Here is an 18,656-nt window from a genome sequence, read left to right as displayed (position 1 = left end):
CTCACTCCTGTGCGGGTTCGATGTCGGCGGCTTTCGGCGCCGCGCCCAGTGATTGCAGCAAGGCGGGATCCTTGATCGCCTGCGCGATCAGCTTCTCCGCGCCCGACTTGCCATCGAGATAAGTGCCGAGGTTGGCGAGCTGCGTGCGCGCCTCGAGCAGCTTCGCGAGCGAGTCGACCTTGCGCGCCACCTCGGCGGGCGAAAAATCGTCCATGCCTTCGAAGGTGATATCGACCGCCAGATTGCCTTCGCCCGTCAGCGTGTTGGGCACGCTGAAGTTCACCCGCGGCCTCATCGACTGCATGCGGCTGTCGAAGTTATCGACGTCCACTTCCACCGCCTTGCGCGCTTCGAGCGGCGGAAGATCGCCCGCATTGGCGCCTGACAGATCCGACATCACACCCATCACGAACGGGATCTGCACTTTCTTCTGCGCGCCGTACAGTTCCACGTCGTACTCGATCTGTACGCGTGGCGCCCGATTGCGCGCGATGAATTTCTGACTGCTCTGTCTCGTTGCCATGCGCTGATTTCCTCTGGTATCCGTAGGGTTTCGTGAATCCGGCGATGCGTCTTACGAGCCTGCACTCGACTTGCAGCGTTGCAGACGCGTCGTCCATGCACCCAGAACAGCGCAGCATCGCGATCTATTCCACGTCTGTCGAAGCTGTTGCGTTCATGTTCCAGATCACACTCGCCGCCGTCTGCGCAAATCAGAACAGCCCAGCCGGGCAGATATTCCGTTCCGTCGTGGGCTGCATCTTTTTGTGCGTGCGTCACGCGGAGACCAGATCACTATATGGGACACGCGGAGGCGAGTTTGCGATCATCGAAACCCTGGAATAAACCCGCGAGCCGGCTGTTTTGTTGATACTCGCGCGATATAACGCGCCGCATTCACTGCGCTTCGTCAAATGAAACGCTCAACCCAACTCACCCGGATGATCTTCGGACTTTTCAAGCGGTCTGTACCGTTCGCCTTGCTGCTGCTCGCACCCTATGCCAATGCGGCGTGGACGCTCGTGCAGGCCGATGCGGCCGCCACCGTCATTCATGAGACGGGGCGTTATAAGGCAGATGTCGGGCAGCGCTTTGCGCTTGACGATATGGTCGAAACGCCGACGGGCGCAGGCGTGCAGATCCAGGACGACGCGGGCAATAGCATCGCGCTGGGTCATGGCACTCGCGTGATGCTAATGCGCGACGCGCATATCGCGTTGCTCGGCGGCTGGCTGAAGGTGCTGCACGCGTGCGACGCAAACACGGCGAATTGCGCCGCGCCTGTGATCGAAACCGCGCGCACGCGATTCACGCCCTCGAACGATACCGTGCTGGTCATCGCGGCAACGGCTACGAATTATCGGAGTGGCATTGAGCGGAACGCCAGCGTCCAAGACACCGATGCAGTGTTCTGTGAGAGCGGCGCGGCCAGCATTCTCGGCATCGGCGCTTCGCACGGCAATGTTGCGCCGCTCAAGCTCGATGCGCATCGCTTCGCCATGCATCCCGCGGCGAGCGACACGATTGCCGTGACAGCGGGCCCTGATCCCGCTTTCGTCGCCGCGATGCCCGTTACATTCCGCGACGCGTTGCGTGTGCTGCCGATGCCGGCCCATCCACGCAACGAGCCGCCGGGCAGCATCCGACCGGTCGCTTACGACGACGTATCGGACTGGCTCGACAGCGAACTCGCTGCGCGCAGGGATCCATCGACGCGTTTCACTTCGCGCTTTCGCGCGCGCCTGACCGATCCCGCGTTTCGCAGCGCAGTCGTGCAGCGCATTCGCGATTTGCCGGACTGGCGTGCGCTGGTCTTTCCGCGGCCACCGCGTGCCGTGATACGGAGCCCCGCAATCCAGACCGGTTCCGTCTACGGTTCCGCTTACCGTTCCGCTTACCGTTCCGCTTACCCATCCGCCCCGGTTCGCCCATGAAGCTGTCACTCGCCATCAAGTTCAATCTCGTGTTCATCGCGATCTTCGCGATCGGACTGACCGCCATCGGATTCGTCGCGGATCGTGTGTTGCAACAGCAGGCGCTCGACGAAACGCGTCACGATGCGGACGTCCTTCTGAACGCCGCCAGCGCGATGCAGAACTACACGGCGCAACACATCACGCCGCTGCTCGCGACACAGATCAAATATTCGTTCGTGCCCGAGTCGGTGCCGGCCTACTCGGCGATCGAAATGCTGAACTCGTTGCAGAGCGCGTTTCCGAACTTCTCGTACAAGTCGGCGATGCTCAATCCGACCAACCCGCGCGACCGGCCAAGCGATTGGGAAAGCGAAGTGATCGCCCATCTGCACGACCATCCGGAATTGAAACAGGCCACCGGACAGCGTCATACGCCGGGCGGCGAGCAGTTGCTGTTTCTCGCCCATCCGAGCCGCATTACCGACGCCGCGTGCATGCAATGTCACAGCACGCCGTCCGCGGCGCCGCACACGATGATCGACAAGTACGGGCCGGCCAATGGTTTCGGCTGGACCATGAACGACGTGATCGGCGCAGAATTCGTGTCGGTGCCGATGTCGGAGTCGATCGCGCGCGGCCGCGCGGTATGGCGCAGCCTGATGGTCTCACTGACCGCTGTATTCGCGGTGGTGCTCGTCGTGCTGAACGCAATGGTGCACTTCCTCGTCACGCGGCGTTTGCAGATGTTGTCGCGCGCCGCGGACGAAGTGAGTCTTGGCAAACTCGGCGACGTCGAACTGCCGGCCGGCGGCAGCGATGAAATAGCGTCGCTCGCGGTGTCGTTCGGACGGATGCGCACGAGCCTCGTCGCAGCGTTCGAGATGATCGAAGAGCGCCAGGAGTAAGCGTGCCGCACACATCGTGGACGACTCCATGACTTCCCAAACCAGCGCGACTCCGCGACAGATCGGCCGCTATCGGGTGGAACGGGTGCTCGGTCGCGGCGCGATGGGCACGGTCTATCTCGCGACCGATCCGCATATCCAGCGCGAGGTAGCACTAAAAACGATTCGCACCCCGTCACTGAACGACGGACAAGGCACGGCGGAGCCATCCGGTGCGGAGCTGACCGCACGCTTCCTCAACGAAGCGCGCGCTGCCGGCCGTCTCGTGCATCCGCACATCGTCGGCGTGTTCGACTATGGCGAGGCGCAAGGCGTCGCGTTCATCGCGCTCGAATACGTACGCGGCGAGAACCTCGCGCAACGGCTCGCGCAGCACGCCCGCGATGGCAGCATGATGGCGTTGCTCGATGCGCTCACGTGGTTCGCGCAACTGCTCGATGCACTCGCTTATGCGCACGAACTCGGCGTGATTCATCGCGACATCAAGCCCGCGAACCTGCTGATCGCGCCGCGCGGCGAATGCAAGGTGACCGACTTCGGCATCGCACAGCTCGATACAGGACGCCTGACGCAGACCGGCATGATGATCGGCACGCCAAGCTACATGTCGCCGGAGCAGTATGCAGGCGCGGAGATCGACGCACGCAGCGACCTGTTTTCCGCCGGCGTCGTTCTGTACGAGATGCTGAGCGGGCAATGCCCGTTTAGCGGCGCGCCAGCCGCCGTGATGCATCAGGTAATGAACGAGATGCCGCCGCCCCCATCGACGCATGTCACAAGCCTGCCCGCCGAACTCGATGCCATGGTGCTGAAGGCGCTCGCCAAACGGCCAGACGACCGCTATGCGTCCGCGCAAAGCTGGCGCAACGCCTTGTTGACGCTGCACGACTCGTTCATGGCGCGGCTCGATCCCGACCATACCGTCGTGCGCGCGCAGCCGTTCCGTCAGACGCTTGCGCCACCGGCGGGGGCTGCCAGACCAGACTGGCCACCCGAGTTTCTGGCCCAACTGGAGCAACGGCTCGCCAGCCACGTCGGCCCCATTGCCTCGCTGCTCGTGCGGCGCGCCGCATCGCATGCGACCGACTCGCAAACACTGGCGGCTCAGCTTGCGCGCCATTTTTCCAACGACTCGGCTCGTCGTGAGTTCGATACGCTGCTCAAGCAGCACGTGATCGCTCCGGACGATGCATCGAAGCGCGGTACGCTGCCCATCGAATCGACATGCGCGGCGTGCATGCCGCTCGATGCCGAGCACGTCGAGGCCGCTGCGCGGCGGCTCGCATCGCACGTCGGACCATTCGCACACGTGATCGCAGAGCGGGCCGCGCGCGGCGCGGACGCAGCGACCTTCCGTGCGCGACTGGCCGACGCGCTGCCGGCGTCGGTGGATCGCGAGGCTTTTTTGCGTGCCTTCGACGACCCGTCACCCTGAATCTCCCGGCTCGCGCCGCCGATCGATCGTCAGGCGGCCGCGATCAGGCGATCGATCCGTAACCGCAGCGCTACGGGCAATGCGGGCAAGCTTTGCCGGCCAACGATCTCAGTGTATGGAAACTTCGATGCCATCAGCCATATCACGCGATTCGCAATATCGACGGACTCGTGCATCGCTCGCTCTATGTCGGCCACGCGCGCGTGAGGCAACGTACGATCGACATAGGCAAGCAGGTCGGCGTCGTCGATCGTCATCGCCCGACTTCGACCCGAGGTGGAGCCGAACGTGCGGCCGGTCCCGCGCCGCTGTCGAAGCGCGCGCCAATGCTTTGCCGCGCGCGCGACAGGCGGCTCATGATCGTGCCGATCGGAACATCGAGCACCTGCGCGGCTTCGGCGTAACTCAATCCTTCGAACGCGACGAGCAGCATCACCACGCGCTGAGCCTCGGGCAAGCGCCCGACGGCGGCGATGATCTCACGGCTCAGCAGCACATCTTCGGGAGAACGCGCGGCAGGATCGGAGACGGCTAGCAATGCGTCATCCCACTCGACACTCGCCCGGCCTCGAACGCTGCGTGCCCGCAATTCGTTGAGCCACGTGGAATGGAGGATCGAGAACATCCAGCTGAGCGGTGCGGTGCCGGGCTGCAGTTGATGCGCCCGTTCGAGTCCGCGTACGCACGAACGCTGCAGCAGGTCTTCTGCGTCGTGCTGATTGCCGGACAGGCGCAACGAGAAAGCCCACAATCTGGGCAGCATTCCGGGTAAAAGATCCGGCAAACTCTCAACGACATTGGTGGACATGGTTGAATGGCCAATTTCGAGTAGAGCCCATGAACGACGGCTCGACGTGCCGCTTGAGGGTCACGTCGAACTAACATCGATCACATCAGGAACAAGGCCAGACAGAATTTCTCTGGACCGGTTGATTGGTCTCTTCGCCGAGCAGAGGTTTGGCGGATCTGACGCCACCTCTTTATCTGGGACCGTTGCATGGAGTTCGTCAACGGCTTAAACGCGGATACTTGCAGAATTGCCAAAGGCAGCGCCGCTCCATTTCGATTTTGACCGAACGCGTGCGCAGGGCATCTTTATCCAAAAACCACTGTTGCGACCAATCGTTTGTGGCTATGACCTCGATTGCGAATCGCGGCTCACGGGTCGCCGTTTACTGAATAGAGCGAAACAACGACCAGCGAGGTCATCGTTTCGTTTCACTACGACTCTCCTGTCATACCCCGTCACGCAAAAAACCGGCAGAACTTGACTCCGGACGCCGTCACGCGGAATGGCCCGCACTGCGATCAGATCGCGCCGCGCTCATGTACGCGCATCCCTCGGCTTCGCATCGGGCGCTTCGTTAAGCGCGAACAACGCGTCCACGCTGCTGTTCGAGATCCGCTGTGCGATCGACTGGAGATCGGTTGAGTCCGGTTTGCCGATCAGCGCATAGGCAAGATCGTTCTGCCGCCACGATACGACGGTCATGCCGTTCAACTGCTGTTGCGCGATCGCCTGGTCCGGTCGCGCGTCCTTCATCACACACAGCGCAACCGGCGCGCCGTGGTCGGGCAGATAGACGATCTGGACCAGCGGCTTGTCGTTGAAGCGCAGGCGCGCGACTGCCTTGAACGACAGCCCCGCGTCCCGCAAATCCGGCACACGCAATGCAATGCCGTCGACGTACCGGATCGCCGTGACGGTCTTCGCCGACGCGCCGAGGTCGGGCGTGATGTCGGCAACGGTATCGCGTGTATAGAGCCGTTGATAGCCCACCGCTGCATGGATCCACGACGCCGCATCGTTCGACGCGACAATCGCGCCGCCACTGCCGGGCACGCCCAGCCATGCAGGTCCGAGCCGCATCGCGAGGCCGGCGCAAAACGCGCCGGCGACAAATGCCGCGGCAAGCCACAGCCGCGCCTGCGGCTTTCTTGCGGGTATCGGCTGATGGGATGCGTGATTCGATTCGTCGCGCTGTGCGGCGCTCGCCATTGCTTCGATACGGCGCTGCAATTCTCCCGGTAAAGGCGGTAGCTTCTGCGTTGCAAACGCCTCGCGATAAGGGAGCTGCGACGCGCGCAGCAAATCGACGCTTTCCTGCAACTCAGGCGAAACGGCGAGTTCCTTTTCGATCGATGCCGCCTCGGACGGGTCAAGTTCGCCATCGACATACGCGATCAATTTACTGTCGTCGGGTCTCATAGGACGATAGGCTTAAAGGAAGTTGAGCACGATCAGCATTCGCCTTCAACGCGCGGGGCGGGCACCGCCCGTTCGTCATCAAATTCTATGATAACCGTAGTTGCGCGTTGTTCGCAGGTCGTACGCAGCGCGCGGATGAAGCGTGGATCACCGGCCAGAACTTGCTATTGCCAACCGTTTTCTCAGGCGTCGCTCCCGAAGCCTCGCGGTAGAGACGACATTCAATGATCATTCGATCCGGCAACGGCCTCCTCCCGAGTTCGGCGATTGAACGATACGCTATACGTCGACGACCGCGCGGCCAGCAACGGATCGGCGGATGGCGCGATGCCATCGGGCAGGATGGTCGGATCGAACGTGATGTCGCGACAGGGACCGTCGATCTGTGCCTGCGCGCGATCGATGACGATCGTGCCCACGTCGACCCGCTCGCGTTGCGGTGAGTCGATCCATTGCCGCGTCGAGTCGTCGATCGGATCGCCGGGCATCGCGACGTTCAGCACCAGATGCCAGCGCAATGGCCCCTTCGCGAGTTGCGTCATCAGGTCGTGCGACAGAAAGTCTGGATCGCTTTGCGCGCGTGCTTCGACAGGACGCCAGGGACTGTCCGGCACCACCTCCCAACGTACGAAACGCTTCGCGCCCTGCGCATCCGTAGTCTGGAACGAACTGATACCGAAATAGGCCGCGTTGTCGAAGCGGGACGATGGCGGGTGCAAGCGGACCCATTCGAGAAACGCGCGGGCCTCAGGATGGCCGTCGAGAAACGCCTGCATTTTTGCGGGGTTCGCCTGACCGGTGTGCGGATCCAGCGCTTCCGCCTGAAGCTGTTCGAATAGCGCCTGCGGCGTGCGCACCGCGAAAATCGGCGTCGAATTCATCGCGAGACGCCATTGCTCGCCGCGCGACAGCGCGATCAGCAATGCGAAGCTGCGCACCAGGGCTTCGCCGTCGTCTTGTTGCGGATTGCCGCCGGGCCTCGACAGTCGCCCGACGACGGCGTAGCTGCCGCGTTCGAACACGCTTGCGCGCGATACCGACGCGCCGTTGCCGTTGCTGTCGAAGTGTCCGGTGATGCAGATGCCCTTCGCGTGGTTGCGCCGGAAGCCCGAGTGCGGCGTCGTCGTCGCTTCGAATGCATCGACGATCCGCTGCGAAGTCAGGCGCGGCGGGAACCATCCGGCGCACCAGACGAACAGCGCCAGCAGTAACATAGGCGCCGCGAAAACCGCGAGCCAGCGCAGCAGCAAGCCATGGCCTCGCTGGTGATCAGCCCGACCGGGCATCGTCATGCGCGTCCGTGCGGCCGATGGTGGTCGACACCTCGCCGCCGTAAAGGTGTTTGCCGAGTGCTTCGAGGTCGACGCCGCCGTGCTCGCCGATCAGCGCATAACCGAGTTGGCCGCGCCGCCACGCCACCACGTCCATGCCGCCGACGCGATCGCGCGCGGGCGCCGCGTCGGCCTTCGCTTCTTTCAGCACGCATAGCGCGACGGGGCCGCCGTGCTCCGGCAGGTAGACGATCTGCACAAGCGGTTTGCCACGAAATCTCAGGCGCTGCACGCGCTTGAACGAGAGCCCTTGACTGCGCAGATCGGGAATCTGCAACGCCAGATTGTCGTATTGACGAATATTGGCGGCGGTGGCGGCGGTCGCGCGCATGTCGGGTTGCAACGAGGCGACGGTGTCGCGTGTGTAAAGCTGCTGATAGCCGGCCGCCGCAGCGATCCACGGCGACACGCCCGGATCATTCGATGCCGTCGCGATGGCGCCGCCACCGGTCAGTTGCGGCAACAGACGGAACGCGATGCCGCAGGAGAACACGCCCGCGACGAACGCCACCGCCAGCCACGGCAATGATGCGCGCGGCTTCAGCCGATGCACATTGCCACCGGACGGGATCGATGACTCACCGCTGGTCGCGGTATCGATTGCGTCGGCGGCATTGACCTCGCTTTGTGCGGACGAACCTGCGAGGTGCTGTCGAATCAATTCGTCGACGTTGCGGCGCAATGTCTCTGGCACCGGCGGCAACGCCTGCTGGCTGAATGCTTCCGCATACGGCAATTGCGAGGCCCGCAGTATCGACAGGCGCGACGCCACGTCGTCCGACTCGCGGATCGCGCTCTCGACATGCGTGCATTCGTCCGGCGGCAATTCGCCGTCGACGTAGGCTAACAGGGTGGTGTCGTCGATCGTCATCGCGCCGCTCGCCCGCTGGTGGATGACCGCGCCGCCGGGGCTTCGCGATCGCCGAATTGCGTCCCAATGGTCTGCCGGGCGCGGGACAGGCGGCTCATGATCGTGCCGATCGGCACGTCGAGCGCCTTGGCGGCCTCGGCGTAGCTCAGGCCCTCGACGGCCACGAGCAGCATGACGATCCGTTGTGCCTCGGGCAGACGGTTGACGGCCGCGATGATCTCGCCATTCAGCAGGTTCTCTTCCGGCGTGCGCGCATCGGGATCAGCAATGGTCTGCAGAAAATCGTCGTCCCATTCCATGCTCGAGCGGTTGCGCACGTTGCGCGCTCTCAGCTCGTTGATCCAGGTGGAATGAACGATCGAAAACATCCAGCTCAGAGGAGAAGTGCCTGGCTGCAATTGATGGGCGCGTTCGAGTCCGCGGACACAGGCCCGCTGGACGAGATCCTCGGCGTCGTGCTGGTTGCCGCACAGGCGCAGCGCGAACGCCCATAATCGCGGCAGCATCCCCGGCAGTTGACTGGGCAGACTCTCAACCTCTGCTGTTGGCATGATTGACTGGCTAATGGCGGATTGATGGCGGCCGGGCGTGGCGACCAACGACTGGCCAATTCCGGCTGGTTTCCCCAAGCCGTATTGTGCAACGTTCGCAAAATGTTTGCCGACGCGCGGCAATCGGCTCGCAAACATCATCCGCGGGCAATGAGCGTCAGATCGGCGAAGCACGCGCGCCGTCTTTGACGGTCGCGTCGGCATTCGACGCGCCTTCCTCCGCTTACTTCATGATCCATGGTCGCCGGTGTCCTCACCGGCGCCAATGTGTTGTGGAAATTGCCATACGTCAGCCTGGCTTGCCCCTAGGCGCATCGTGCGTTGATCGTGCGGGCGCTCAAGGGCTTGAACGAGATGGTCAGTATTTCGGTTGTCCACTGGCTGATGCTCGAGCACGGATGGACCTTCGCTGAGGGGCCCGGTACCGTGCCCGATACCGTCAACGGCGCAAGTTTGCTGCATCAGGTCTACACCGCCGCCGATCCGCACATCCCATGCTCCCTCCCGTTCGCGGCCTGCGACTCAATAACGTCGCGCTCGCCGTGAGCGACCTGAACGCGATGGTCGCGTGGTACGAATCCCGACTCGGTTTCGTCGTGACCGGGCGCGGCCTGCTTGGCCTCAAAGCGATGATGTTCGAAACCGACGACCTGGAGGCGATCACGGCCTTGCTGACGGAGCATCAGGTAGACATGGTGTGGGCCGACCAGCCGTTGAGCGCCGAGCGGCGCTCAACCTTGTTGCGCGATCCGGAGGGAAACCTGATTCATATCTTCGGCCCGATGTTGCGCCACACTGGAGACCGCATCAGGGCGGGGCCACCGACGACATGCCGGAGGCCCGCTGCTGACAATCTCGCGAAGCTCTCTCACGACGGCGCCGGTATGGCGCACGGATTGCAGGCTGTTGCGATCGAGTCGTTTAAAGCTGACTCATGCCACCATCAGCGATGATCTCCGTGCCGACGATAAATGCCGATTCGGGTGACGACAGATGCAAGACGGTGGCGGCGATTTCCTCGGCCGTGCCGAAGCGTCCCAAGGGAATCTGATTGAGAATTTGAGCGGCAGTGGCTTCGAGGGTCGCTGCATCCATGCCGAGCTTGCCGTACAGCGGCGTTTGCACCGGCCCGGGGCTGACGACATTCACGCGCACGCCGCGCGGCAATAACTCCGCGGACAAGGTCTTGGCGAGCGAGATCACGGCAGCCTTGCTGGCCGCATAAACGGATGAACCCGGCATGCCGATGTGCGCGTTTATCGAGCCATTGATCACCACCGAAGCACCCTTATTCAAATACGTCAGCAGCGACTGGATCTGAAAATAGGCGCCCTTGACGTTGGTATTGAAGCTCGCGTCCCAGAGCGCTTCGTCCACGTCAGTGAAAGGCGCGAACTTTGCAGCGCCCGCGTTGATGAAGAGCGCATCGAGCTTGATGCCCGCCTTGCCGATCGCAATGGCGAGTTCGCGCGCCGCCGCAACCGAGCCTGTGTCGTTACGAACTGCCACCGCGTCCGCGCCAAGCACCCGTCTAGCCTCTTCGAGAGCCGCGCTGTCACGGCCCGTGATGACGACTCGCGCACCTTCCGCGGCGAACGCCTTTGCTGCGGCGAGACCGATCCCGCTGCTACCGCCAGTGATCAATACAGATTTGCCATGAAATCGAGCCATGTTTTTCTCCGATCAGTCAGGTGAGTTACTGCAATTCAAGGATGCGCCGCTTCAATTGAAATGCCGTACGATCTGGGCGATGCAATCGTTCGATTTTATCGAACATTTGATCAGACGCTCGCGTGGTCCGTGCGGCGTTTTATAACGATTAACGGCCTCGATGCTGGGCTTAAACGACATTTTCTGGTTATCGGCAGTGATCTTTATCGCGATCATTCCGCTAATCTGGCTGACTAAACCGCACAAAGGTGCCGACGCAGGAGCAGCGGGAGCCGCCGGTCATTGATTGGCGCGCCGAGTGGCACGGTGGGCAACTCCACCCGGCGCGACACCAGGAAACACCGAGTCCCAGCCCTTCATGCACGCCTTCGGACGCACCGGTACTTCAATTCGGCGAGCCGCCGCACAGGCACGGAAGGACCGGGATGGTCGTGGGCCAGGTCAGGCTAGCCAGCCGCGCAGCCGCGCGTGATCGAGAAAGCGATAGACGTCGGGCGCAAGTTCGGACGTGCCGAAAAGCCGTTCGAGTTCGCCGATGATGTCGTCGAGCTCGTGTTCTCCGTCGCAACGCGCGAGGATCGCGCCGGCGCTAGTGTTGAGCTTCACCATCCCTTCGGGATAGAGCAGCACGTAGGCGTCCTGCGCCGCTTCCCACTGCAGGCGGAAGACGCTCCGCAGGCGGGGGCGCAGCGGCACGCCGCTATCCGCGTCACGCGTGTTCATAGGGGCCAGGCCTTTTCGACCGCATCGAGGATCGACCAGAGAATATCGAGTTTGAACCGCAGGATATCGAGCGCGCGCTGCTGCGCCTCGGGCGTGCCCGGCGTTGCGAGCGCCGCCCGCGGCGCCACTACGGCACTGCGGGCGGCACGCCGCAGCCCGCTCAGCGATTGGCGATATACATCGTGACTTCAAAGCCGAAACGCACCTCGGCGTACGACGGGGTGATCCATTGCATGGCATGTCTCCTTGTTTGCGATGGGACGGAAGAACCGCACTCGATGCGCGGCCGTTCCCTTCAAAGCAAAGGACATGCCGATGTCGCCACGCGAGGCTCGTTTGGCTCGCGCACAAGCCTTCGCCTGGGTATGGGCACCGACATCGTCAATTCGCTGACGTAAGCGGGACAAACGCGTCGCCATACGACGCGTTCGGCAGATGGGCAGTGTTGATTTTTTGAGCACCACTGCTGCGGGATGCAACAACGGTGTGACAGCACGTGAGCGAAACAGAAGAGAAGTGCTGATGAAAGCGGCGCGGTGGGGTTCAGAAGTCGTCCACCTCACGATCCGGCTCGACCGCGGGCATCTTGCGATAGATCGTGTTGCGCGACACGCCGAGTTCGCGCGCGGCCGCCGAAACGTTGCCGCCATGCCGCGCGAGCGCGGCGGCAATCACCGACACGGTCACGTCCTGCAGGCGCGCGCACTCCGGCGCGAACGCATTGCCCGAGCCCGGCGTATCCGCCGCGCCGCTCGACGAAACGCCGCAGCGCAGATCGTCGAAGAAGTCATCGGGCAAATGCTCGCGCCGGATCTCGCCGTCCGCGTCGACCATGGCCGCCGCGGTGCGCAGCAGGTTGCCAAGCTGCCTGAAGTTGCCCGGCCATGGACAGCGCTCGAACATCGCCATGACATCGGGTGCGACGTGAAGCGGCCGTCCGCTCGCGCTGGCGATCGATTCGCGCAGCAACATCTTCTGGATCACGACCGCGAGGTCGGTACGGTCGCGCAGCCGCGGCAGACGCACCACGAGGCCATTGAGCCGGTAGTAGAGATCCTCGCGGAAGCGGTTTTGCGCGATCATCTCGCGCAAGTCCCGGTGCGTCGCGCAGATGATCGCGACGTCCACCGCGATGCTCCTCGTCGAGCCGAGCGGGTTGACGACGCGTTCCTGCAACACGCGCAGCAGCCGCACTTGCAGCGAGTACGGCATGTCGCCGATCTCATCGAGAAACAGCGTGCCGCCGTTTGCCTGCAGCAGTTTGCCGATCGCGCCTTTGCGCCGCGCCCCGGTGAATGCGCCCTCCTCGTAGCCGAACAGCTCTGATTCGATCAGCGTCTCGGGAATCGAAGCACAGTTGACCGCCAGGAACGGCCCGGCGCAGCGCGGCGAATCGTTGTGGATCGCCTGCGCGAGCAGTTCCTTGCCGGTGCCGGTCTCCCCATTGATCAGGATCGGAATGTCCTTGCCGATCACCCTCCTGACCTTCGCGATGACCGCGGCGACCTGCGGGTCACCCGTGTCGAGATGGCTCAGACGCGAGAGTCCGGCGGCCGCCTGCGGCGGCTCCTCGCGCGCGAGCGCGCGGGCGCCGTCGTGCACGGCGACCGGGCGGCTGCCCTCGGCCAGCGATGCCCGCCTGAACTGCACGCGCGCGCAGACGACCGCGCCGCTGCTCAGGTTGAGCATCAGGTGCGGGTCGAGGCTCACCCGCGCGCGATCGATCAGTTGCGCGCTCGTGGTCTGGAACAGCGACGACAGGGTATGCGCGCGCAGCCCGGAGAGCGACATGCCGAGCTGGAACTGGGCGCTCCGGTTGGCCGACAGAAAGCGTCCGTCGCTCGTGAACGCCACGATGCCTTCCATCAGCGTGCCCAGAAACTCAGGACGACTATGGAAGGACACTTGCAGCGTTTCGTGAAAGGTGGTCGTAAAGAGATGATTCTCGATCATCTGCACCGACATTTTGGCGAGAGCCATCGTGTGCTGATGGTAGCTGCGGTAGTCGCCCGTCACGTCGAGCACCCCGATCGCGTCGCCATACGGATCGAGAATCGGCACGCTCGAGCAGGTCAGGAAGCGGTTTGCCGCCAGGTAGTGCTGGTCGCCGTGCACGACCATCGCGCAGCGCTCGGCCAGCGCCGTACCGATCGCATTGGTGCCCTGGCGGTCCTCGGCCCAGTTCGCGCCGGGCCGCAGCGCGACTTTCTCCGCGCGCGCGAGGAAGTCGTCGTCGCCGATCGAGTGCAGGATCAGCCCTTCGGCATTGGTCAGCACGATCATGCTTTGCGTGTCGGCGATCTGCTCGTGCAGCGACTCCATCACCGGCATCGCATGCGCGCACAACACTCGGTTCTGCTCGCGTTTGAGCACGAGACCCGCGTTCGAAAGAACCTCGTATTCCGGCCGCGCCGACGCGCACAGACCAAACGTTTCGGAGCGTTCGTGCGCTTTCTGAATTGCCGGCACGGGAAAGTCATTGGACCGTATGGCAGTCTGAGCCACGGCCGGGTGAACGTCATCGCGCATTGTCTCCCTCCTGGAAAGCCTGGTACCTTGCCAGACTTTTCTCCGTCCTCTTAAGCAAGCTCCGGGCCATCCATTTCAGCGATAGCGGGGAAGCGAAGCGGCATCAATGCGGCCGCGACGCGCAATGCGTCGTCAAACGCGCGAAATGCCGAGCCGCATCCATGCGGACCGGAGAAGCTGTATTACCGCAAATTGATCCGCGCCGCGATATGCGGCGTCACCCCGAGGGGCGCTTAGCCCGCGATCCTGGCGTCGCCCTCGACCCGAGCGATGCGCGCCAGCGCTGCAACTGTCCTGTTTCTCAACACTCCATCGCCCGGCGTTGTATCGGGATGCAACACATGGAGCGCTCTACGCGCGATATGTGCCGCCGCACGTTTCAGGCGTGCCGCCCTTTCGGACTCGCCCACAAAAATGGCATGTGACTTGCAGTAACGGCACCGCAACCGGATCGACACGGAACAAAGGGGCGACGCCTCTCCCGGCACTGCATCGACAAACACTCAGGAGACGACCATGAAGAACCGTTCGCCCGCCGCAGGCCGGCTGGCTGTCCTTGGAGCGAGCATCGCGATCGCGATGGCACTGAACGTGGCTCCGGTGCACGCCGCCCCGGACTACCCCGCCGTGACCTACGAGCGCCTCGCTCAAGCACAGAGCGACCCAGGCTGGCTCACCTACTACCGCAGCTATAGCGGCCAGTCACATTCGCCACTGAAGCAGATCGACGCATCGAATGTCGCCGGGCTCAAGGAGGCCTGGAGCTATCAGTTCCCCGCGGATCTCAAGCAAGGCTTCGAAGCAACCCCGATCGTCAACGGCGGCTACCTTTTCGTCAGCACGCCGAAAGACAACGTCTATGCATTCGATGTCAAGACCGGCACGAAGCTCTGGAAATACGAGCCGAAGCTCGGCGCGGAATCGTTCAAGACCGCATGCTGCGACGTAGTGAATCGCGGCGTCGCGCTGTATGGCAAGAACGTCTACGTGGCCATGCTGAGCGGCGAGGTAGCCGCGATCGACGCGCAGAGCGGCAATGTCGTGTGGAAGAAGCAGATGTTCGAACCGGGTCTCGGCTACGCGTTCTCGCTCGCGCCGCTCGCGCTCGACGGCGCGATCGTGGTCGGTACATCAGGCGGCGAGTATGGGATTCGCGGCTATATCGCCGCACTCAATCCCGACGACGGCTCGATCATCTGGAAGCGCTATACGATCCCGAATGCCGGCGACAAGGACGGCAATACGTGGCCCGACGGCATGCAGGAACATGGCGGCGGCGCGGCGTGGCTGACTGGCACCTACGACGCCGCCACGCAGACGCTGTACTGGGGCGTCGGCAATCCGGGACCGTGGCTCGCCGCGCTGCGTCCCGGCGACAATCTGTACTCCGATTCCCTGCTCGCGCTCGATCCGAAGAACGGCGACCTGAAATGGCACTATCAGTACACGAGTAACGACACATGGGACTACGACGGCGTCAACACGCCGGTTCTTGCCAACATCAGCTACAAGGGCAAGCAGTATGACGCCATCATCCATGCCGACCGCAACGGCTTCTTCCACGCGATCGACCGCAAGACCGGCAAGCTGATCTACGCGGAGCCGTTCGTCAAGGCGCTGTCGGTGACGGGCTATACCGCCGACGGCAAACCAGTTCAGGACGCCAGCCGGTTTCCCAAGGCCGGCACGACGATCAACACCTGTCCGAGCTTTCTCGGCGGCAAGAACTGGTGGTCGACTTCCTACGATCCCGAGCGGCACATCGCGGTGGTGCCCTCGCTGCATGCGTGCATGAGCCTGTCCGGCAAGTCGGTCAGCTACATGGAGGGTCTGCCCTACCTCGGCGAAGGCTTCGAGATCCAGCCTGAACCGGGCAGCCAGGGTTATGGCGAGCTTCAGGCCATCGATGTCAATACCGGCAAGAAGCTGTGGGGTCACTGGACCAGGATGCCCTGGAACGGTGGCGTCGCCACCACGGCCAGCGGCCTCGCCTTCAGCGGCTCGCTCGACGGCCATCTGTACGCGTTCGACGTGACGACGGGCAAGGTGCTGTGGGAGAGCCCGCAACTCGCGAGCGGCATCGTCGCGCAACCTTCCGTGTTCGAAGTCGACGGCAAGGAATACGTGGCCGTGCTCGCGGGCTACGGCGGTGCGAATCCGATCTGGGGCGGCCCGATGGCCGACGTCGCGAAGGACGTTCCGCGCGGCGGCACGCTGTACGTGTTCGCGCTCGATCGCAGCTAGGCGCAGCCACCGCACCCACACCGTTCTGCCCATCCGGCCTTCGCAGCCGCATCTTGCCGCGCCCGCACGCAGCCCATGCGGGCGCGGTGTTCCCGCCATCACAGGAACGCACCATCATGAACATTCGATTCACACACCTTGCTCTCGCCAGCGCGCTCGTCGCCGGCGCCGCACATGTTGCCGCCCAGGCGGCCGCGCGGACGTCTTCCAGCGTCCGCGTGTGCACGATGCCCGGCAGCCCTTCGGCCGAGCTGGACAAGTCCGTTGCACGCGCGGTGTTGAGCGCGGCGGGCATTACCCCGACATTCGCGCCGCGCGGCATCGACGACGACGGTGGCGACGACGGCATCTCCGCTCGCGAGCTCTCGACATCGCTGCAACGTAACTGCGACGTGATCGCGGGCTTTCCGCGTTCGAGCGTGGCCGACGGCTCCGACTCGCACCTGCTCTTTTCCGACAGCTATCTGCACTCCGGCTACGTCAGCGTCACGCTGCGCGGCGCCCATGCGTCCAACACCCCGGTCACGGCGCCGGACGGCAAGATCACCATTGCCGCCACCTGGTCGAGCCCGTCGCAACTGATCGCGGTCCAGCAGAAGAATGCGCGCTTCGATCTGGAAACCACCTCCAAGCTGACCGTCGACGCCCTCGCGAAAGGGCGCGCCCAGCGCGCGATCGTCTGGTACCCGGCCGTGGTGGCGTATCGGCATGCGCACCCGCAGCAGCACTTCGACGTTGCCGTCGCCGAGTCGCCCTATGCCGACTGGAATCTGGTGTTCGCGTCGGGGCCCGACACGCAGCCGCTGCAAAAGCGCATCGATGACGCGCTCACGCGTCTGCGCAGCGATGGCCGGCTCGCAGCGCTCACGCGCAACTGGGCGCTGCCAACCACCATCGCGAGCGGTTCGGCGACCGCGGCCAGCACTCACGCGAATCTTGCGCACTATCTCGACGGCCCGACCCAGGCGTCACCACGTGCGGACCTATGGCGCGTGGGCGGCATGCCCGCCGCCGGCGGCTTCATCAAGGTTGCGGCGACGACCGGGACACCGTCGTTCGATCACGATCAGGTCACCCACGGTGAACATCTGTATGCCGATTCATGTGCGAAATGCCACGGCGAGAAGCTCGAAGGCAACACCGCGCCGTCGTTGATCGGACCGGCCTTCGCGCCAGCGGCGAACTCGCATCTGACGATCGGCGGCATTTACCAGTACATGTCGACCAACATGCCCGCGGATCATCCCGGCAAGATGAGCGACGAGGAGTACGCCGATCTGATGGCCTTCCTGCTCTATACGAATGGCTACGACACCGGCAGCGCGAAGCTGACCGCGCAAGCCGCGCAATCCTCGACCACACCGCTGAACGCCGGACCGCGCCACTAACACGTTGCTTCGCACCGCATTACGACGCCACGCCGCTTCAATCGAATGCGGCATGGACGACCCATTTCTTTTCTCAGGGCATCATCATGGTCTCTCACAACCGCAGACACTTCATTCTCCAGGCCGCGGGCCTGTGTGCCGCGCTCGCCAGCGCCGACCTCGCGTTAGCCGCGCCGCCCGCCGTAGATGAAAACGACGCCACGGCCAGCTCGCTCGGCTATCGTGCGAAAGCGAGCAGCGTCGACGTCGCGAAGTTCCCCAAGTACCACGCTGGCCAGACCTGCGCGAACTGTCGTTTCTATACCGGCGCAGCGGGCGAGGCTTCAGGACCGTGCCCGATGTTCCCCGGCAAATCCGTTGCCGCTGACGGCTGGTGCAACGTCTATGCGCAACGAGTTTGAGCGCTGGTCCCGCACCTATTCTTAGGCTCCCGAACAAACAGCGAGATCATTTGAACCGGAGAAGATCGATGTCGACGCCCTGGCTGGGGCGCTGCCTGTGCGGCGCGGTGCAATACGAAGCTCGCGGTGATTCACTCGCGCAACTGATCTGCCATTGCCGCGATTGTCAGCGCGCGTCAGGTTCCGCGGGGTTGCCGGTCGTCGTAGTGAGAGCCGCCGGCTTTTCGTTCAAAGGCGACGTCAGGCCTTATACGAAGATCGGCGGCAGCGGAATGCCCACGACGCGCAACTTCTGCGCTCATTGCGGCAGCCTGCTATTCGCTACGCCGCATCATGCGCCGGACATCGTGACCCTCTATGCCGGCACGCTCGATGATCCTGCGCGGTTCAAGCCCGAGTTCGTTCAATTCGCGTCCGAACGCCATCAACTGGATGCCCACCAGCCTGACATTCCCCACCATCCGCGAAGAGCGCCCTGACCG

General features: G+C 63.5%; 19 protein-coding genes and 2 pseudogenes. 9 read left to right on the top strand and 12 right to left on the bottom strand.

Features of this window, described 5'->3' with window-relative positions:
- Nucleotide 1 precedes the first annotated feature (1 nt).
- Nucleotides 2–523, bottom strand: a complete 522-nt coding sequence (tssB, locus tag OKW41_RS28405; RefSeq protein WP_429574679.1) for a type VI secretion system contractile sheath small subunit — start codon at nt 521–523, stop codon at nt 2–4.
- A gap of 391 nt (nt 524–914) precedes the next feature.
- Between tssB and OKW41_RS28400 the strand changes: the two genes are divergently transcribed.
- From OKW41_RS28400 to OKW41_RS28390, 3 genes are read left to right on the top strand one after another with little or no spacing between them, the layout of a single operon-like run.
- A complete protein-coding gene (locus OKW41_RS28400; RefSeq protein WP_429574678.1) occupies nt 915–1,934 on the top strand; it encodes a hypothetical protein in 1,020 nt (339 codons plus the stop codon).
- The gene (locus tag OKW41_RS28395; protein WP_187618829.1) at nt 1,931–2,821 is read left to right on the top strand and encodes a c-type heme family protein; all 891 of its coding nucleotides are present in this window, start codon (nt 1,931–1,933) and stop codon (nt 2,819–2,821) included. Before OKW41_RS28400 ends, OKW41_RS28395 begins: the two co-directional genes overlap by 4 nt.
- A 28-nt stretch (nt 2,822–2,849) precedes the next feature.
- Nucleotides 2,850–4,256 carry a serine/threonine-protein kinase gene (locus tag OKW41_RS28390; RefSeq protein WP_429574677.1) on the top strand — a complete coding sequence of 469 codons (1,407 nt, stop codon included), beginning with the start codon at nt 2,850–2,852 and terminating at the stop codon, nt 4,254–4,256.
- A gap of 29 nt (nt 4,257–4,285) precedes the next feature.
- On the opposite strand, the gene OKW41_RS28385 is transcribed toward OKW41_RS28390, so the two are convergent.
- The 6 genes from OKW41_RS28385 to OKW41_RS28360 all read right to left on the bottom strand — a co-directional run bounded on the left by OKW41_RS28385 (nt 4,286) and on the right by OKW41_RS28360 (nt 9,218).
- Nucleotides 4,286–4,513 (bottom strand): hypothetical protein, encoded by a 228-nt coding sequence (locus OKW41_RS28385; protein WP_429574676.1) that lies wholly within the window; start codon nt 4,511–4,513, stop codon nt 4,286–4,288.
- Complete coding sequence (locus OKW41_RS28380; protein ID WP_429574675.1) at nt 4,510–5,064, bottom strand: RNA polymerase sigma factor; 555 nt, start codon at nt 5,062–5,064, stop codon at nt 4,510–4,512. The genes OKW41_RS28385 and OKW41_RS28380 overlap by 4 nt, the downstream gene beginning before the upstream one ends.
- Nucleotides 5,065–5,580: 516 nt before the next feature.
- Nucleotides 5,581–6,465, bottom strand: a complete 885-nt coding sequence (locus tag OKW41_RS28375; RefSeq protein WP_429574674.1) for an anti-sigma factor family protein — start codon at nt 6,463–6,465, stop codon at nt 5,581–5,583.
- Nucleotides 6,466–6,686: 221 nt separating this feature from the next.
- Complete coding sequence (locus tag OKW41_RS28370; RefSeq protein WP_429576500.1) at nt 6,687–7,751, bottom strand: catalase family peroxidase; 1,065 nt, start codon at nt 7,749–7,751, stop codon at nt 6,687–6,689.
- On the bottom strand, nt 7,735–8,667 hold the full coding sequence (locus tag OKW41_RS28365; protein WP_429574673.1) for an anti-sigma factor: 933 nt from the start codon (nt 8,665–8,667) through the stop codon (nt 7,735–7,737). Before OKW41_RS28365 ends, OKW41_RS28370 begins: the two co-directional genes overlap by 17 nt.
- The gene (locus OKW41_RS28360) at nt 8,664–9,218 is read right to left on the bottom strand and encodes an RNA polymerase sigma factor (protein WP_429576499.1); all 555 of its coding nucleotides are present in this window, start codon (nt 9,216–9,218) and stop codon (nt 8,664–8,666) included. Before OKW41_RS28360 ends, OKW41_RS28365 begins: the two co-directional genes overlap by 4 nt.
- Before the next feature lie 285 nt (nt 9,219–9,503).
- Here OKW41_RS28360 and OKW41_RS28355 point away from each other — a divergent pair.
- A pseudogene (locus OKW41_RS28355) lies at nt 9,504–9,707 on the top strand (glutathione S-transferase family protein); the annotation flags it as partial.
- Between the two features lie 53 nt (nt 9,708–9,760).
- Nucleotides 9,761–10,171: a VOC family protein gene (locus OKW41_RS28350; RefSeq protein WP_429574672.1), complete on the top strand. Its 411-nt coding sequence runs from the start codon at nt 9,761–9,763 to the stop codon at nt 10,169–10,171.
- Here the strand turns inward: OKW41_RS28350 and OKW41_RS28345 are convergent.
- The 5 genes and pseudogenes from OKW41_RS28345 to OKW41_RS28325 form a co-directional block, all read right to left on the bottom strand.
- Nucleotides 10,140–10,889: an SDR family oxidoreductase gene (locus OKW41_RS28345; RefSeq protein WP_429574671.1), complete on the bottom strand. Its 750-nt coding sequence runs from the start codon at nt 10,887–10,889 to the stop codon at nt 10,140–10,142. The two genes, OKW41_RS28350 and OKW41_RS28345, sit on opposite strands and share 32 nt — an antisense overlap.
- Before the next feature lie 441 nt (nt 10,890–11,330).
- Complete coding sequence (gene pqqD, locus OKW41_RS28340; RefSeq protein WP_184044028.1) at nt 11,331–11,612, bottom strand: pyrroloquinoline quinone biosynthesis peptide chaperone PqqD; 282 nt, start codon at nt 11,610–11,612, stop codon at nt 11,331–11,333.
- Nucleotides 11,609–11,707: pseudogene (locus OKW41_RS28335) on the bottom strand (pyrroloquinoline-quinone synthase PqqC); the annotation flags it as partial. The pseudogene OKW41_RS28335 and the gene pqqD, both read right to left, overlap by 4 nt.
- Before the next feature lie 65 nt (nt 11,708–11,772).
- The gene (gene pqqA / locus OKW41_RS28330; RefSeq protein WP_090805708.1) at nt 11,773–11,847 is read right to left on the bottom strand and encodes a pyrroloquinoline quinone precursor peptide PqqA; all 75 of its coding nucleotides are present in this window, start codon (nt 11,845–11,847) and stop codon (nt 11,773–11,775) included.
- Between the two features lie 308 nt (nt 11,848–12,155).
- On the bottom strand, nt 12,156–14,141 hold the full coding sequence (locus OKW41_RS28325; RefSeq protein ID WP_429574670.1) for a sigma-54-dependent Fis family transcriptional regulator: 1,986 nt from the start codon (nt 14,139–14,141) through the stop codon (nt 12,156–12,158).
- A gap of 516 nt (nt 14,142–14,657) precedes the next feature.
- Between OKW41_RS28325 and OKW41_RS28320 the strand changes: the two genes are divergently transcribed.
- From OKW41_RS28320 to OKW41_RS28305, 4 genes are all read left to right on the top strand, one after another.
- On the top strand, nt 14,658–16,385 hold the full coding sequence (locus OKW41_RS28320) for a methanol/ethanol family PQQ-dependent dehydrogenase (RefSeq protein WP_429574669.1): 1,728 nt from the start codon (nt 14,658–14,660) through the stop codon (nt 16,383–16,385).
- A gap of 116 nt (nt 16,386–16,501) precedes the next feature.
- Nucleotides 16,502–17,773, top strand: coding sequence for a c-type cytochrome (locus tag OKW41_RS28315; protein WP_429574668.1), 1,272 nt, complete (start codon nt 16,502–16,504; stop codon nt 17,771–17,773).
- 86 nt (nt 17,774–17,859) lie between these two features.
- A complete protein-coding gene (locus tag OKW41_RS28310) occupies nt 17,860–18,174 on the top strand; it encodes a high-potential iron-sulfur protein (RefSeq protein ID WP_429449187.1) in 315 nt (104 codons plus the stop codon).
- A 68-nt stretch (nt 18,175–18,242) separates the two neighbouring features.
- Nucleotides 18,243–18,653 (top strand): GFA family protein, encoded by a 411-nt coding sequence (locus tag OKW41_RS28305; RefSeq protein ID WP_429574667.1) that lies wholly within the window; start codon nt 18,243–18,245, stop codon nt 18,651–18,653.
- Nucleotides 18,654–18,656: the final 3 nt, after the last annotated feature.

This window comes from Paraburkholderia sp. UCT70 (assembly GCF_050434085.1).
GTDB lineage: Bacteria > Pseudomonadota > Gammaproteobacteria > Burkholderiales > Burkholderiaceae > Paraburkholderia > Paraburkholderia tuberum.
This window is presented reverse-complemented; position numbering and strand designations above follow the sequence as displayed.